Source organism: Pseudonocardia sediminis (assembly GCF_004217185.1).
Taxonomy (GTDB): domain Bacteria; phylum Actinomycetota; class Actinomycetes; order Mycobacteriales; family Pseudonocardiaceae; genus Pseudonocardia; species Pseudonocardia sediminis.
The window spans coordinates 4,517,623-4,533,140 of sequence record NZ_SHKL01000001.1; the positions used below are offsets into that span (position 1 = coordinate 4,517,623).

General features: G+C 71.1%; 12 protein-coding genes and 1 pseudogene. 10 read left to right on the plus strand and 3 right to left on the minus strand.

The window, feature by feature from the left end; genetic code table 11:
- Positions 1-51: 51 nt before the first annotated feature.
- From EV383_RS20860 to EV383_RS20905, 10 genes are all read left to right on the plus strand, one after another.
- Positions 52-1,965 carry an FAD-dependent monooxygenase gene (locus EV383_RS20860; RefSeq protein ID WP_130291476.1) on the plus strand — a complete coding sequence of 638 codons (1,914 nt, stop codon included), beginning with the start codon at positions 52-54 and terminating at the stop codon, positions 1,963-1,965.
- Complete coding sequence (locus EV383_RS20865; RefSeq protein WP_130291477.1) at positions 1,962-2,843, plus strand: alpha/beta fold hydrolase; 882 nt, start codon at positions 1,962-1,964, stop codon at positions 2,841-2,843. Before EV383_RS20860 ends, EV383_RS20865 begins: the two co-directional genes overlap by 4 nt.
- Positions 2,843-3,793, plus strand: a complete 951-nt coding sequence (locus tag EV383_RS20870; protein ID WP_130291478.1) for a 3-carboxyethylcatechol 2,3-dioxygenase — start codon at positions 2,843-2,845, stop codon at positions 3,791-3,793. Before EV383_RS20865 ends, EV383_RS20870 begins: the two co-directional genes overlap by 1 nt.
- A 510-nt stretch (positions 3,794-4,303) precedes the next feature.
- Entirely contained in the window at positions 4,304-5,947 is a 1,644-nt protein-coding gene (locus EV383_RS20875) for a flavin-containing monooxygenase (RefSeq protein ID WP_130291479.1), read from the plus strand.
- A 51-nt stretch (positions 5,948-5,998) separates the two neighbouring features.
- The gene (locus EV383_RS20880) at positions 5,999-6,784 is read left to right on the plus strand and encodes an enoyl-CoA hydratase-related protein (protein ID WP_207223607.1); all 786 of its coding nucleotides are present in this window, start codon (positions 5,999-6,001) and stop codon (positions 6,782-6,784) included.
- 1 nt (position 6,785) lies between these two features.
- A complete protein-coding gene (locus tag EV383_RS20885) occupies positions 6,786-7,970 on the plus strand; it encodes an acyl-CoA dehydrogenase family protein (protein ID WP_130291481.1) in 1,185 nt (394 codons plus the stop codon).
- Entirely contained in the window at positions 7,963-9,081 is a 1,119-nt protein-coding gene (locus EV383_RS20890) for an acyl-CoA dehydrogenase family protein (protein ID WP_165438426.1), read from the plus strand. Before EV383_RS20885 ends, EV383_RS20890 begins: the two co-directional genes overlap by 8 nt.
- Positions 9,078-10,730: an AMP-binding protein gene (locus EV383_RS20895; protein WP_207223608.1), complete on the plus strand. Its 1,653-nt coding sequence runs from the start codon at positions 9,078-9,080 to the stop codon at positions 10,728-10,730. The genes EV383_RS20890 and EV383_RS20895 overlap by 4 nt, the downstream gene beginning before the upstream one ends.
- A 47-nt stretch (positions 10,731-10,777) precedes the next feature.
- Positions 10,778-11,653 (plus strand): SMP-30/gluconolactonase/LRE family protein, encoded by an 876-nt coding sequence (locus tag EV383_RS20900; protein WP_130291483.1) that lies wholly within the window; start codon positions 10,778-10,780, stop codon positions 11,651-11,653.
- A gap of 93 nt (positions 11,654-11,746) precedes the next feature.
- Positions 11,747-12,946 (plus strand): TetR/AcrR family transcriptional regulator, encoded by a 1,200-nt coding sequence (locus EV383_RS20905; RefSeq protein WP_165438427.1) that lies wholly within the window; start codon positions 11,747-11,749, stop codon positions 12,944-12,946.
- A gap of 84 nt (positions 12,947-13,030) precedes the next feature.
- On the opposite strand, the gene EV383_RS20910 is transcribed toward EV383_RS20905, so the two are convergent.
- From EV383_RS20910 to EV383_RS32935, 3 genes and pseudogenes are all read right to left on the minus strand, one after another.
- Positions 13,031-13,402: a Rieske (2Fe-2S) protein gene (locus EV383_RS20910; RefSeq protein ID WP_130291485.1), complete on the minus strand. Its 372-nt coding sequence runs from the start codon at positions 13,400-13,402 to the stop codon at positions 13,031-13,033.
- Positions 13,399-14,451: an amidohydrolase family protein gene (locus tag EV383_RS20915; RefSeq protein ID WP_130291486.1), complete on the minus strand. Its 1,053-nt coding sequence runs from the start codon at positions 14,449-14,451 to the stop codon at positions 13,399-13,401. The genes EV383_RS20910 and EV383_RS20915 overlap by 4 nt, the downstream gene beginning before the upstream one ends.
- Positions 14,448-15,517 (minus strand): annotated as a pseudogene (locus EV383_RS32935) (amidohydrolase family protein). Before EV383_RS32935 ends, EV383_RS20915 begins: the two are co-directional and overlap by 4 nt.
- Position 15,518: the final 1 nt, after the last annotated feature.

Here is a 15,518-nt window from a genome sequence, read left to right on the forward strand (position 1 = left end):
GGTGACACGACAGTCGTGCCGGTTCCGTCCGGCCCGCCTCGAGAAGGTGCCATGGACTCAACGACGCTTCCGCCACCGGCGTTCACCCCGTTCACCCCGCGCGGGGGCTTCGACACGGATGTGATCGTCGTCGGTCTCGGCCCGGCCGGCGGTACCGCGGCGCTGGCCCTGGCGACCTACGGCGTGCGGGTGCACGGGGTCACGATGTTCCCGGGAGTCGCGAACTCGCCGCGCGCGCACATCACCAACCAGCGCGCCGTCGAGGTCCTGCGCGACCTCGGCATCGAGACCGAGGCCCGCAAGTACGCCACCCCGTGGGACCAGATGGGCGACACGCTGTTCACCACCAGCCTGGCCGGTGAGGAGATCATCCGCCTGCAGACCTGGGGGACCGGTGACCGCCGCTACGGCGACTACCTCAACGGCAGCCCATGCGGGATGCTCGACCTCCCACAGCCGCTGATGGAACCCATCCTGCTCAAGAACGCGACCGAGCGCGGCGCGATCATCAGCTACAACACCGAATACCTCGACCACGTCCAGGACGACGACGGCGTCACCGTCCGCTTCCGCGACACCCGCACCGGGCACGTGTTCAGCCAACGCACCCGCTACCTGCTCGGCTTCGACGGCGCCAAGTCGAAGATCGCCGAGGACGTCGGGCTGCCGTTCGACGGCGAGCTCGCCCGCGCCGGCACCGCCTACATCCTGTTCAACGCCGACCTGTCGCGCTACGTCGCTCACCGCCCGAGCATCCTGCACTGGATCTTCAACTCGAAGGCCGGCTTCGGCGAAATCGGCATGGGGCTGCTGCGCGCGATCAAGCCGTGGACGCAGTGGATCGCCGGGTGGGGCTTCGACATGGCGAACGGTGAGCCCGACCTGTCCGACGACGTCGTCCTCGCGCAGATCCGCACCCTGGTCGGCGACCCGGACCTCGAGGTCGAGCTGCTGAGCAAGTCCTGCTGGTACGTCAACCAGCAGCACGCACTGAACTACCAGTCCGGGCGGGTGTTCTGCGGAGGCGACGCCGTGCACCGGCACCCGCCGTCGTCCGGGCTCGGCTCGAACACCTCCATCCAGGACGCGTTCAACCTCGCCTGGAAGACCGCGTTCGTCGTGAAGGGCCACGCCGGCACCGGCCTGCTCGACTCCTACACCCCGGAGCGGGCTCCGGTCGGCGAGCAGATCGTCGCCCGCGCCAACCAGTCCCGCAAGGACTACGCCGGGCTGCGCGAGTGGTTCGCCACCGGCAGCGACGACCCCGTCCGCGACGGCCTGGTCAAACTCAAGGAGGCAAGCCCCGAGGGCGTCGCCCTGCGCGAACGCCTCTACGAGGCCCTCGAGTTGAAGAACACCGAGTTCAACGCCCACGGCGTCGAGCTCAACCAGCGCTACGCCTCCGGCGCCGTCGTCGACGAGCCCGGCGCCGAACCGGAGCAGTGGCTCCGCGACCGGGAGGTGTACCTGCAGGCCACCACCCGCCCGGGCGCGAAGCTGCCGCACGCCTGGCTGGTCGGGCCGGACGGCACCCGCGTGTCCACTCTCGACGTCGTCGGCAAGGGCGCGCTGACGCTGCTCACCGGTATCGGTGGGCAGGCGTGGAAACGCGCCGCACAGAAGCTCGACCTGCCGCTGCTGCGCCCGGTGGTCGTCGGTGAGCCCGGGACGATCGACCCGTACGGCAACTGGCACCGGATCCGCGAGATCGACGAGGCCGGCGCGCTGCTGGTCCGCCCGGACGGCTACGTCGCCTGGCGACACAGGACCGCCGTCTGGGACGACGCCGAAGCCCTCGACGCGCTCGAGGCCGCGCTCGAGGCGGTACTCGCCGCGCCGGTGCGCAGCCTCATCGAGACCGCAGCCCGCCGACCCGCCTACAGCACTCGGCCGGTGCCGATCACTGTGCCGCAGGCCAGCCCGACCGACCGGGACGACGCCACGATGGGAGAGACCGCGCGATGAGCACCCGCCCGTATACCAGTGTCTGGAACGACCTCAACCAGGTCGAGTTCAGCCAGGGCTTCCTGCAGGCCGGCCCCTACCGCACCCGCTACCTGCACGCCGGTGACACGTCGAAGCCGGTGCTGCTGTTCCTGCACGGCATCACCGGCCACGCCGAGGCCTACGTCCGCAACCTCGCCGCGCACGCCGAGCACTTCTCGGTGTGGGCGATCGACTTCATCGGGCACGGCTACTCCAGCAAGCCCGACCACCCGCTGGAGATCCCGCACTACATCGACCAGCTCAACCATGTCCTGGACACCCTCGGCGTGCAGAAGGCGAACTTCTCCGGGGAGTCGCTCGGCGGCTGGGTCACCGCGCGGTTTGCCCAGCAGCACCCCGCGCGCGTCGAGAAGATCGTGCTGAACACGATGGGCGGCACCATGGCCAACCCGAAGGTCATGGAGCGCCTCTACACGCTGTCGATGGAGGCGGCCAAGGACCCGTCCTGGGAGCGGGTCAAGGCCCGCCTGGAGTGGCTGATGGCCGACCCGACCATGGTCACCGACGACCTGATCCGCACCCGGCAGGCGATCTTCCAGCAGCCCGACTGGCTCAAGGCGTGCGAGTCGAACATGGCCCTCCAAGACCTCGAGACCCGCAAGCGGAACATGATCAGCGACGACGACCTGCGCGCAATCCAGGCCGAGGCGCTGGTGATCTGGACGACGAAGGACCCGTCCGGCCCGGTCGACGAGGGCGAGCGGATCGCGTCGCTGATCCCGAACGGGCGCCTCGCGGTGATGGACGAGTGCGGGCACTGGCCGCAGTACGAGGACACCCCGACGTTCAACCGGATCCACCTGGACTTCCTGCTCGGCCGCGGCGGCGAGCGCTGATGCCACTCGCTCTGGTGGCGACCAGCCACAGCCCGCTGCTCGCACACGCCGACCTCGACCCCGAGGTCAGCGCCGAGCTCGAGGCGACCTTCGAGCAGGCCCGCCGGTTCGCGGCCGACTTCGACCCGGACGTCGTGGTCAGCTTCGGCCCGGACCACTACAACGGGTTCTTCTACAACCTGATGCCGGCGTTCTGCGTGGGCTACGGCGCCGAGAGCATCGGCGACTACGGCAGCCAGGCCGGCCGCCTCGACGTCCCCGAGGACCTGGCCAAGGGACTGGCCGAGGCGGTCATCGGTGACGGGGTCGACCTCGCGGTGTCGCTGGACATGCAGGTCGACCACGGCGCGGTGCAGCCGATGGAGATCCTGTTCGGCGACATCCGCGCCAAGCCGGTCGTGCCGGTGTTCGTCAACTCGGTCGCGCCACCCTTCACCCCGCTCGCGCGGGTGCGCCGGCTCGGCGAGGCCGTCGGCCGGTACCTGGCCGGCCAGGACCGCAAGGTGCTGCTGATCGCTTCTGGTGGGCTCTCGCACGACCCGCCGGTGCCGCGCCTGGACACCGCCACCGCTCAGCAGCGCACGATGCTGCTCGGCCAGGGCGGCCCGATAACCCCGGAGGCCCGCCAGGCGCGCCAGCAGCGGGTCATCGACACCGCGAAGGAGTTCGCCGCCGGGACCGCGACCATCCAGGACCTGGCCCCCGAGTGGGACCGCGAGCTCATGGCGATCCTCGCCTCCGGGGACCTGTCGCCACTGGACGCGTGGACTCCGGAGGAGATGACCCGGATCGCCGGGAACTCCTCGCACGAGGTCCGCACCTGGATCGCCGCCTACGCCGCGCTCGCCGCCGCCGGCCCCTACGAGGTCCGGCACAGCTACTACCGGCCGATCCGCGAACTCATCGCCGGGTTCGGGCTCACCACCGTCGAGTCCCGCGCCCACCACTGACCAGGCCCGACCGCTCACCCGGTGGTCAGCCGACCACCGAGAGCGAAGCTGAGACCATGCGACCTGACTTGGCTCACGAGTGGATCGTCACGAAGATCAAGAGTCGCTGACCTATGGGTTCAGTTGTCGGGAGCGGCCGAGAGTGCGCCCTTAGATGCGGGTTCCCTTGACAACCGTCCCTAGTGGACGTGATGCGCGGGTGTCCGCGCCACCGCGCCCGCAACCCGCAGCCGCCGGTCCGGCCCGCCGCCGCCAGGCCGACGACACCCGCCGGGTCGACCGCACTGTCTCCGAAGGCGGGCGGTCGGTGCCCGGCTAAGGCCGCTTGGAATTAGCGATGGTTGACATCGACGCGCTCCGTACGCATACTCACCAGTGTGATCCGCGACACAGACTGAACGCCTGATGGCGTCTTACGTGGACTTTGTAGACCGACGCATATGTGCGATGTGGGCGCGCAATCCGGGTCGCGGATCGACTCTCAGCACTCAACCGTGAGGGAAGATGGACATGACGAACCTGCTGGCCGACCGGCGCGCGGTGACGGACGACCTCGACGTCCTGGTCGTCGGAGGCGGATTCTCGGGCATCTACCAGCTCGAGCGACTCCGGTCGCTGGGCTTCGCCGTCAAGGTCTACGAGGCTGGCTCCGACGCGGGCGGCGTATGGCACTGGAACCAGTACCCGGGGGCCCGGGTCGACACGGAGGCCACGCTCTACCAGTTCTCCGACGAGCGGATCTGGCGGGAGTGGAACTGGTCCGAGATGTACCCCGGTCAGGAGGAGCTGCAGGCCTACTTCAGGTTCGTGATCGACCGGCTCGACCTCGCCGGCGACATCCGGTTCAGCAGCCGGGTCATCGCGGCCCGGTTCGACGAGGAGACCGACCGGTGGACCGTCGAAACGCGCGACGAACGGACCGGCGAGACGTTCCTCTCGCGGGCGCGCTTCCTCCTCCCGATGCTGGGCACGGGCTCCAAGGCGCTCTACCCGGACTTCCCCGGGCTCGCGGACTTCCAGGGCGACTCGTTCCACACCTCCCGGTGGCCCAAGAACTACGACATGACGGGCAAGCGGGTCGCCGTCATCGGGACCGGCGCCAGCGGCGTCCAGGTCGTGCAGACGATCGCGCCGGACGTGGCGCACCTGACCGTCTTCCAGCGCACGCCGGCCACCGCCATCCCGATGTACTCCCGCAAGCTCGACGCCGCGGCGAACGACGAGCTGCGTCAGCGGTATCCACACCTGTTCGAGTACCGCGAGACGACGTTCGCCGGACTCGAGTACAACGTGATCTTCACGCCGACGGCGGAGGTGTCCGACGAGGAGTTCACCGCGACGCTCGAGGACCTCTGGTCGAAGGGCGGCCTGCACATCTGGCTCGGCGGCTACGCCGACATGTTCTTCAACTCCGATGTCGGCGACCGGATCTACGCGTTCTGGCGCGAGAAGACGCTCCCGCGGATCAAGGACCCGGCTCTCGCGGAGAAGCTCGTGCCTTCGGTCCCGCCCTACCCGTTCGGGACGAAGCGCTGCCCGCTGGAGTGGACCTACTACGACGCGTTCAACCAGGACAACGTCGAGCTCGTCGACCTTCACGAGGCCCCCATCCAGGAGGTCACCCGGAACGGGATCCGCACCGCGGACGGACGGGAGCACGAGTTCGACGTGATCGTTCTCGCCACCGGCTTCGACTCGTTCACCGGCGGCCTGACCGACATCGACGTCCGCGGCACGGGGGGCGAGTCGTTCGGCGACGCGTTCCGCGAGGGCACGCGGACCGCTCTCGGCCGGGCGACGGCCGGATTCCCGAACATCCTCTACGTCTACGGACCGCAGAGCCCGTCCGCGTTCTGCAACGGCCCCACCTGCGCCGAGCTCGAAGGCGACTGGGTCGTCGACTGCCTGGTGCACCTGCGCGACAACGGTCTGACCCGGATCGAGGCCACGCCGGAGGCCGAGCAGGAGTGGAACGACCACCTCGGGGCGCTGGCCGCGGCGACGACCTTCCCTCTGGCCAACTCCTGGTACATGAACGCCAACGTGCCCGGCAAGAAGACCGAGCTGCTGGCCTATCCCGGCGGACTGCCGCTCTACCTGGAGAAGTGCAGGGAGTCCTCGGACCACGGCTACGCGGGTTTCGTCCTGTCCTGAACCGTCGCGCCCGCTCGTGGCGCGATCGGTGATCGGTCGATCTCTCTGGTGATGGGTGGCGTTGTGCAGGACTGGGAACACATCGACTTCGCGGTCGAGGACACGATCGGTCAGGTCTGGATGGACAGACCGCCGGTCAACGCCGTGAACGGTGCGATGTACCTCGAGATCAAGCGGTTCTTCTCCGACGTCGAGACGCATCTCCCACAGGCACGGGTGATCGTTCTGCGTGGCCGGGGACGGCACTTCTGCGGCGGGAACGATCTCGCCGAGTTCCAGACGATGACACCGGGGAACGCGGCGGAACGGATGCGCCTGGTACGCGAGGCGTTCTGGGCCATCTACGACTGTCCCGTCCCGGTGATCGCCGCAGTGCACGGAGCCGCGCTCGGCACGGGTCTCGCCATCGCGGCGTCCTGCGACCTGGTGGTCGCCGCCGAGGGCGCCCGGTTCGGGCTTCCCGAGGTGAACGTCGGCGTGATGGGCGGCGCCAAGCACCTGTCGCGGCTGGTTCCGCAGGGTGTGGTGCGCCGCCTCCACCTGCAGGGCGATCCGGTTCCGGCCGCGGAGCTGCAACCCTACGGAGGCATCTGCGAGATCGTTCCCGAGGATCAGCTCGACGGGGCGGCACGCGACCTCGCGCGGTCGATCGCCCGGCACAGCCCCGCCGTGCTGCGGTTCGCCAAGCGCAGCCTCAACGCTATCGAGTACCTGCCCCTCAAGGAGGGGTACGAGCTCGAGCAGGGGCTGACCGGCGAGCTCTCCGCGTACGCTGACGCCAAGGAGGCCGTCAACGCGCTCGTCGAGCGGCGCGCGCCCGTGTACACGGGGCGGTGAGATGACCGCGATCGCCGCGCCGGCTTCGGCCACCGAGCTGGAGGAGTACCGCGATCGGTGCCGCTCCTGGCTCGCCCGGACGTCCATCCCCCGGGCGCCGTTGCCACTCGCCGAGCGCTTCCGGGTCCTGCGCGAGTGGCAGCGCACGCTCCACGCCGCCGGTTGGCTGGGCATCGCCTGGTCCGCGGACGCCGGCGGGCAGGGGCTGTCCCACCTGCACCAGCTCGTGTTCGCCGAGGAACTCGCGAGAGCACGCGCGCCCCAGCCCATCGGGCTCATCGGGCTCGAGGTGGTGGGACCGTCCATCGACCGGTTCGGCACCCCGAGCCAGCGCTCCGAGCTACTCCCCCGGTTGCTGTCCGGGGAGGACATCTGGTGCCAGGGCTTCTCCGAGCCGGACGCCGGATCGGATCTGGCGTCGCTGCGCACACGCGCGGAGGTCGACGGCGACGACTTCGTGGTGTCGGGGCAGAAGGTGTGGACCAGTTGGGGTCACCTGGCCTCCTGGTGCGCCATGCTCGTGCGCACCGACCCCACCGCACCGAAGAGCCGGGGCATCAGCTACCTGCTGGTCGACATGTCCTCCCCCGGCATCACGACCCGGCCGCTGACCCAGATGACCGGGGACCAGGAGTTCTGTGAGGTGTTCCTTGACCGGGTGCGGGTGCCGCGCGCGAACCTGGTCGGTGAGCAGAACGGCGGATGGGCGATCGCGCGGCACACGCTCGGAACCGAGCGCGCCGCCTACACGCTGCGCCGCCGTGTGGAGTACGAGGTCGCGTTGCAGGACGCGATCCACGAGCTGGGCGCGTGCCGGACCCGCGACGCCGACCCCGCCCGGGCATACCGGGTCCGGGCCGCCGTCGGTCGCTCGCACGTGGCGCTGAGCGTTCTGCGAGCACAGACCCGCAAGACCGTCGACAGGCTGGCGGCGGGAACCGGGCCGGTGGCCGACGACTCGGTCGACAAACTGCTGCTCAACCACGTCGAGCAGCAGGTCTACGGCTCGATCGCCGAGCTGCTCGGGCCCCTGCGGGCCGCGCCGGACAGCCGTCCGCTCGGCCTCGATGCGACCCGCTGGGCGCACGACCGCCTGTACTCGCGAGCAGCGTCGATCTACGGCGGAACCTCGCAGATCCAGCGCAACATCATCGCCGAACGGCTACTGGGGCTTCCTCGTGACTGACTCCGTGACGACCGAGGTCGAGCAGACGGTCGACGCCTACCTGACGCGGTCCTTCGATGCGCAGCGCAGGCTCGCACTCGTCGACGCGCGCGCCTGGGACCCGACCTTCCTCGACGAAGTGCAGGCCCTCGGCTGGTTCGCGCTGGCCGTTCCCGAGAGTGCCGGTGGCCTGGGGATGCCCCTGTCCGCCGCGGGCGCGGCGATGCTGCCGCTCGGCCGGCATCTCGTGCCGGGTCCGATGATCGAGCAGCTCGTCCTCCCCGCGCTGCTGCTGCGCCACATCGACGAGGGTGACGCGCGCCGCGCCGAGCTCGCCGGTGCCGTCGTCGCGCTCGTCGACCCGGAAGCCCACGGGAGCTGGTCGCGGGACGGCGACCGGGTGCGGGTGCGGGACGGGCATCTCAGCGGCGACCTGACGGCGGTCCGGTTCGGCCGGGAGGCCGATCTCCTGGTGGCCGTCGCCGACTCGCCCGACGGGCCGCAGGTGCACCTTCTCGGGTCCCGCAGCGCCGCGGTCACCGTCCAACCAGCGGCGAGCGCTGACCCCACCGCGAGCCTCGCCACGGTCACGTTCGTCCCGCAGGCCGGAGCGCCGGCCGAGCCGGTGCTCGCCGGTCGGGCGGCCGAGCGTTTCCTGACCGAGATGCGCGCGTGGGCCCGGATCCTGGCGGCGTGCGAGCTCTCCGGCATCGCCACCGCGCTCCTCGAAACCACCACGGCGTTCGTGCAGGTCCGGGAGCAGTTCGGTCGCCCGATCGGCTCGTTCCAGGCGGTGAAACACGTCCTCGCCGACATGCACGCGCTGGCCTGCTCGTTGCGCAACGTGTGCGACAGCGTGCTGGCCGATGCCGTCTCGGCCTGCCCCGACGACCTCTCCATGCTCGCGGCCGTCGCCAAGGCCTTCGCCGCGGACGCCGCCCTCGAGGTCTGTGAGAGCGCGGTCCAGATGCACGGGGGCGCCGGGTTCACCACCGAGACCGACCTGCATCTCTACTACAAGCGGGCCCTCGCGCTGCGGGCCTGGTACGGCGACCACGAGGAGCTCGCGCACCGGATCGGCGACGCCCTGCTCACCGGGTCACACGTACACGAGTCCCGGAACGTGTCGTGAGCACCGGCGCCCTCGGTCGTCGCCGCCCCCACCCCGACCGCGCCGCCGCGTACGACGCGACCGGCCTGTGGGAGGGCACCCGCGTCGACAGCCACCTGCGTACGGCGGCACGACGGCACCCGGACCGGCGGGCGCTCGTCGACCGTGCCGGCGAGTGGACCTACGGCGCCCTGGACCGCGAGGTGGACCGATGGGCCGCCGCCCTGCTCCGGCACGGTGTCGGGCCCGGCGATGTCGTCTCCTGGCAGCTGCCGAACCGGTGGGAGGCAGTGGTGCTGCACCAGGCGACGCTGCGGCTCGGCGCCGTCAGCAACCCGATCATCCCGATCTACCGGCATTCCGAGGTCGCCTTCATCCTGCGCCAGGCCCGTTCGGAGATCCTCGTCGTGCCCGCGACGTTCCGTGGCTTCGACTTTCCGGCCATGGTCGGTGACATCCGTTCCGAGCTCCCGGACCTCGCCACGGTCGTCGTCGTGGGTGGCCGGGCACCGGACGGGACCCTCAGCGTCGATGAATTCCTCGCCACGACCGAGGCCGACCCGCGGGCGGGTGACCCGCCGTCCGATGCCGACGCGATAGCACTGCTGCTGTACACCTCGGGGACGACGTCGGCCCCGAAGGGTGCGCTGCACACCCACGACACGCTCGACTACGAGAACCGCAGCATGATCGAGTTCTTCGGTCTGTCGAGCTCCGACGTGGTGTTCATGCCGTCCCCGGTCGCCCACATCACCGGTGTCCTCTACGGCCTGCAGCTCCCCTTCATGCTCGGTGGCGCGGTGGTCCTCCTGGACGTCTGGGAACCCGGCGTCGGCCTGGAGCTGATCGAGCGCCACGGATGCACGTTCGTGGTGGCGGCCACGCCGTTCCTGCACGGACTGGTCCACCATCCGTCCCGCACGCCCGAGGCGACGCGCACGCTGCGAACGTTCGCCTGCGGGGGTGCCGACGTGCCGCCCGAACTCGTCCGACGGGCGGCCGAGGACCTCGGCTGCCTCGTCAGCCGCGTCTACGGGTCCACCGAGTTCCCGACCGCGACCAGCACCAACCTGTCCGACCCGCCGGTCAAGCGCGCCCGCACCGACGGGCGAGTGATCGGCGCGGCGCAGGTGTCGGTGGTCGACGACCGGGACCGCCCGGTTCCGCCAGGGGAGCCGGGTCACCTGCTCGTGCGGGGCCCGGAGTTGTTCGTCGGCTACCTGGACGAGTCGCTCGATGCGGAGTCGTTCACCCCGGACGGCTGGTTCCGCACCGGGGACCGCGCCGTCGTCGACGACGACGGCTACCTCGAGATCACCGGTCGGCAGAAGGACATCATCGTCCGCGGCGGCGAGAACATCAGCGCCAAGGAGATCGAGGATCACCTGTTCGAGCACCCCAAGGTGGCCGACGTCGCCGTGGTGGCGGTGGCCGACCCGGTGCTCGTGGAGCGGGCCTGCGCCGTCGTCGTCCCGCGACCGGGTGCCGAGGTGGAGCTCGGAGAGCTCACGGCCTGGCTCGTCGAGCGCCACCGCATCGCCGTGCAGAAGCTTCCGGAACGCCTGGAACTGGTGGACGAGCTGCCGCGCACCGCCAGCGGGAAGGTCCAGAAGTTCAAGCTGCGCGACCGGCTCCGCCGCTCGGGGGTCGCCGTCGCCCCGAACCGGTAGCCCCGAACCGTCCCCACCCGCCGTCCCGTCTCGCCTCAGGAGGAACGATGAAGATCCACTCGAGCAGTCCGTTCTCGACCGGACACCAGTTTCTGGAAGCCCCGCGCTGGCACGACGGCCACCTGTGGGGCAGCGACTTCTTCGCCCAGCACGTCGTCCGGTTCGACGAGGACGGTTCGCACCGGTCGATCGCCAAGATCGAGGGGTCTCCATCCGGACTGGGCTTCCTCCCCGACGGCTCGGTGCTGGTCGTCGCGCAGGCGGCCGCCACGGTCCTGCGGATCGCGCCCGACGGCACGACCACCGAGTACGCGGACTTCAGTGACATCGCGACCGGTCTCGGCAACGACATGCTCGTGTCGCCGTCCGGCCACGCCTACGCCGGCAACTTCGGCTTCGCCCTCGGCTCCGAGGATCCGAGGACGACCAACCTGGCCCACATCGACCCCTCCGGCCGTGTGCAGCGGGTCCCCGGCGAGGTGCTGTTCCCCAACGGCGCCGCGCTGACCGCGGACGGGCGGACGCTGCTGCTGGCCGAGACGTTCACGCACCGCATCAGCGCGTTCGACGTCGCCGCGGACGGGTCGCTGTCGAATCTGCGGACCTGGGCTCAGCTGCCGGACACCTACCACCCGGACGGCATCGCGCTGGACGGCGACGGCGGCGTCTGGTTCGGGAACGCGCTCACCCTGGGCGACGACAGCGGCTTCTACCGCGTGGTCGAGGGCGGCGACGTCACCGACTGCGTGAGCACGCCGGGCACCTGGGCGGTCGCCTGCGCGTTCGGAGGTCCCGGGCTCGACGTCCTGTACCTGATGTGCAACACGACGACCCTCGAGGACTTCCACGAGGGCCGGTCGACCGGATCGGTCGCGACGGCGTCCGTGGGCCGCACCGGCGTCACGCCGGCGGGCGCGGGCTGACTCCGGGGGCCGGGGCCGTCGGGTCGGCCCGGCGGCCCGCCCCGACCACCGCCACCTCCTACGATGGGCCGGTCCGCCGCAGGGAGGGAAGCGATGAGTACCGCAACCGCACGCCCGGCGGGTGACGGGCGTGCCAGGCGGCCCAAGTCCCGACGGGCCGACATCGGCGAGGCCGCCAGCGACCTGTTCGCCGCCCGCGGCTTCCACTCGGTCCGGATGGACGACATCGCCCGGGCCAGCGGCATCACGGCGCGGGCGCTGTACCGCCACTACACGAACAAGCAGGCGCTGCTGGCCCACGTCGTGCACTCCGACCAGGCCCGCCTCGTCGACGTCCTGACCCTGCTCGGGGAGAACCCGCCACCCGATCCCGAGGCGGGACTCCGAGCACTGATCGACGCCGCCCTGCAGAGCCGGCGCCTCTCGTTGCTGTGGCAGCGTGAGGCCCGCCATCTCGGCACCGACGACTACGTCGCGGTGCGGGCGCGGACCCGGTGGATCGCGGACCGGGTCGCTGCCATCATCATCGCCCCGGCCAGGCCCGACCTCGACCCGTTCCTGTCCGAGCTGCGTAGCTGGGCGGTCGTCGGCCTGGTGACCAGCCCGGGCCACTTCGACACCAGCCTGTCGCGCACCCGCCTGGCGGAGCTCCTGCTCCAGGCGGGCCTGCGCATCGTCGCAGGCACACCGGTGGAGGGCCCGCGCCACGACCGGCAACCGCCGGTCGATCGCGCACCGACCGCGCGTCGGGAGCTGCTCATCCGGTCCGCGGCCCACGCGTTCCGCAGGCACGGCTACGGCGGCGTGGGCATCGACGAGATCGGGCGCGAGGCCGGCGTGGTCGGGCCCGCGCTCTACCGCTACTTCGACACGAAGGCGGACCTCCTGGTCGCCGTCGTCACCCGGTTCGACGAGTGGCTGGCGCTCGAGACCGCCCGAGCGCTCCGCCGGCCCGTCCCCGACGGCCGGGTCATCCACGAACTCGTCGACGGCTACGTCCGGCTCAACGCCCAGGAGACCGACGTGGCCTCCGTCTCCGTCACCGAGCCGCTGTACTTGCCCGCGGACGTCGGAGAGCGCCACGACCGGCTGGCCGGCGACCACGCGGGCGAATGGTCACGCTGGCTGAGGCTGACGCGCCCAGACCTGTCCGATCCCGAGGTGGCCGCGCTGGTGCACGCCGCGCGAACGACCATCGACGGAATCGTCCGGATCCCACACCTGCAGAACGAACGGCGTCTCCAGCCGGAGCTCGCGCGCCTGGCCGACGACATCCTCGGTGTATCGCCGTAACGGAGCGCCACACGGGGAGCCTCGGCCGCAGTTCGCTGACCCGGGTCGTCCTCCGACCCGGGCCCGACGTGCCGGGCGGCGGACTCACACGTGGACGACGACCGGCCCGCCGTCGGTGGTCACCGGATAGCTGCGTACTCGCACGCGGTCGGGGTCGGTCCACGACCGCCCGTTGCGGACATCGAACTCCCACCGGTGCCACGGGCAGCGCAGGATCTCCCCGCGCCGGTCGTAGTGGTACCGGCCCGGGCCAGGTGAGGTGATCGCGCCGGTCAGGATGCCCTCGCACAGCGGCGCACTCTCGTGCGGGCAGGTGGTGCGCAGCGCGACGTAGCCGTCCGGAAGGTGGAACACGCCGATCGACCGCCCGTCGACCTCGACGATCTTGCGACCCCCGACCGGGATCTCGTCCGCCGCGGCGACGACGACCCCGCGCGACCCCGGTGGCCCACTCACGACGTGAACCGGTACTGCGCCCGGGCGTTGTCGACCATGATCCGCTGGTGCAGGTCCGCCGGTACCCGGGTCCGGAACGCACGGTGCGGGTTCTCGAAGTCCCAGTGCGGGTAGTCGCTGGAGAACATGAGCACCTCCTGCCCGATCTCGCGCAGGAGCGGAACCAGGTCGCCGGGGCGCTCCGGTTCCTCCATCGGCTGTGTGGTGATCCGGACGTGGTGGCGCAGGTAGTACGACGGCGGGTGCGCCAGGTCGGGGACCTCGTCTCCCAGCCGTTCCTGCAGCGCGTCGAGCCGGGCCATCAGCGCGGGCACCCAGGCGAACCCGCCCTCCATCAGCACGACACGCAGGTCGGGAAACCGGTCGAACACGCCCTCGAAGATCAGGCTGATCAGCTGGGCCTGAAACGCGACCGCGAGCCCGGTGTGGTCCTCGATGTAGTAGGACGGCCAGCCCGACGCGGTGATCGGTCCGGGCGTGGTGGACGCCGCGTGGATCCCGACCGGCAACCCGGCCCGGCAGGCCGCCTCGAAGATCGGCCGGTAGTGCCGCCTGCCCAGCGGGGCCGACGTCCGCGGGTACAGCAGAACCTGGACGAAACCGGGGTGCGCCGCGGCTCGCTCGATCTCCGCCGCGGCCAGGTCCGGGAACTCGAACGGGACCGTCAGCGAGGCCCGCAGCCTGGCGTCGCGACCCAACCAGTGCTCGACCTGCCAGTCGTTGACCGCGGCGGCGAGCGCGGCGCCGAAGTCGGCGTTGCGCTGTTCGGGTGCCCGGTACAGGCAGTTCAGGACCGCGTACTCGACGTCGTAGGCGTCGAGCAGCTGCGCGCGCATGAACTCCAGGTCCGAGCCCGGCAGCCCGCCAGACGGCGGCCAGGCGTCGTGCCTGCTCGCGAATCGCGCTGCCTTCGGGTAGGCGTGGCCCCGCGTGAACGGGGAGAACGTCCGCGAGCCCACCTGTTCGAGGTGCCGTCGCCACCGCGCCGACAGGTAGGGCAGCAGCGCCGAGTCGGACGCCACGGCGTTGTGCACGTCGCAGTCGATCATGCGACCTCCTCCGGCAGGCCGTACAGCTCGGCGGCGTTGCCGTGCAGTACCTGTGCCCGCTCGGTCGGGGACAGCTGACCCAGCAGCGTGCCCGGCCCGTCCGCGTGATGCCAGTGCGGGTAGTCGCTGGCGTGCAGGAGCATCCCCGCCGAGCCGAGCTGGGAAAGGAAGCGGTCGACCCAGTCCCGGTCGGCGCCGGGCGGGGCGTCGAACGGCGCCACGGACAGCAGCACGTGCTCCCGGATCAGCCGGGACGGCGGCCGGTCCACCCAGGGCACCTCGCGGCGCAGCGCCTTCCAGTTCTTGTCGAACCGCCACAGCAGCGAGGGCAGCCAGGTGACCCCACTCTCCAGCAGCACCACCCGCAGCCCGGGGTGCGTGGCGAACACGCCCTCGGCGATCATGCTGGTGAGCTGCGACTGCAGGGTGAGCGCCGCGCCCGCGTAGTCCTCGATGTGGTGCGACGGCCAGCCGACCGGCGAGAGCGGGTCGGCGCCACCCACGCCGGGGTGGATCGCCACCGGCCGGCCCGCGGCCACGGCCGCGGCGTAGATCGGCCAGAACGCGCGCTGTCCCAGCAGGGCGGCGCGGCGGCCGGAAGCAGGACCTGGACGAAGCGTGGGTCGCCGGCCAGCCGGGCGATCTCCCCGGCCGCGGCGGCCGGGTCCCGGAGCGCGACCACGATGGACCCGCGGAAGCGCGGATCCGCGGCCAGCCAGCGCGCGGCCAGCCAGTCGTTGAGCGCGGCGGCCATCGCGGTCGACCACTCCGGGTCGTGCAGTGCCTGCACCGCGTACAGGCAGTTCAGGACGGCGTGGCCGGCGCCGGGACGGTCCAGCACGTGGGCCCGGACGAGATCGGGGTCGGTACCGGGCGGGGCGGCACCCTGCCGGGACTCCGGCGAGGCGGACAGCGGGGCGCCCGGCGGGTAGAACGCGGGGTCGAAACCCTCGACGCCGGTCTCCACGCACTGGTCCACCCACCGGTCGGGCAGGAACGGGAACAACGCGGACAGCTCCGGCACGGCCGGGTGCACGTCGCAGTCGATCGGGGCCAGGCCCGGCATG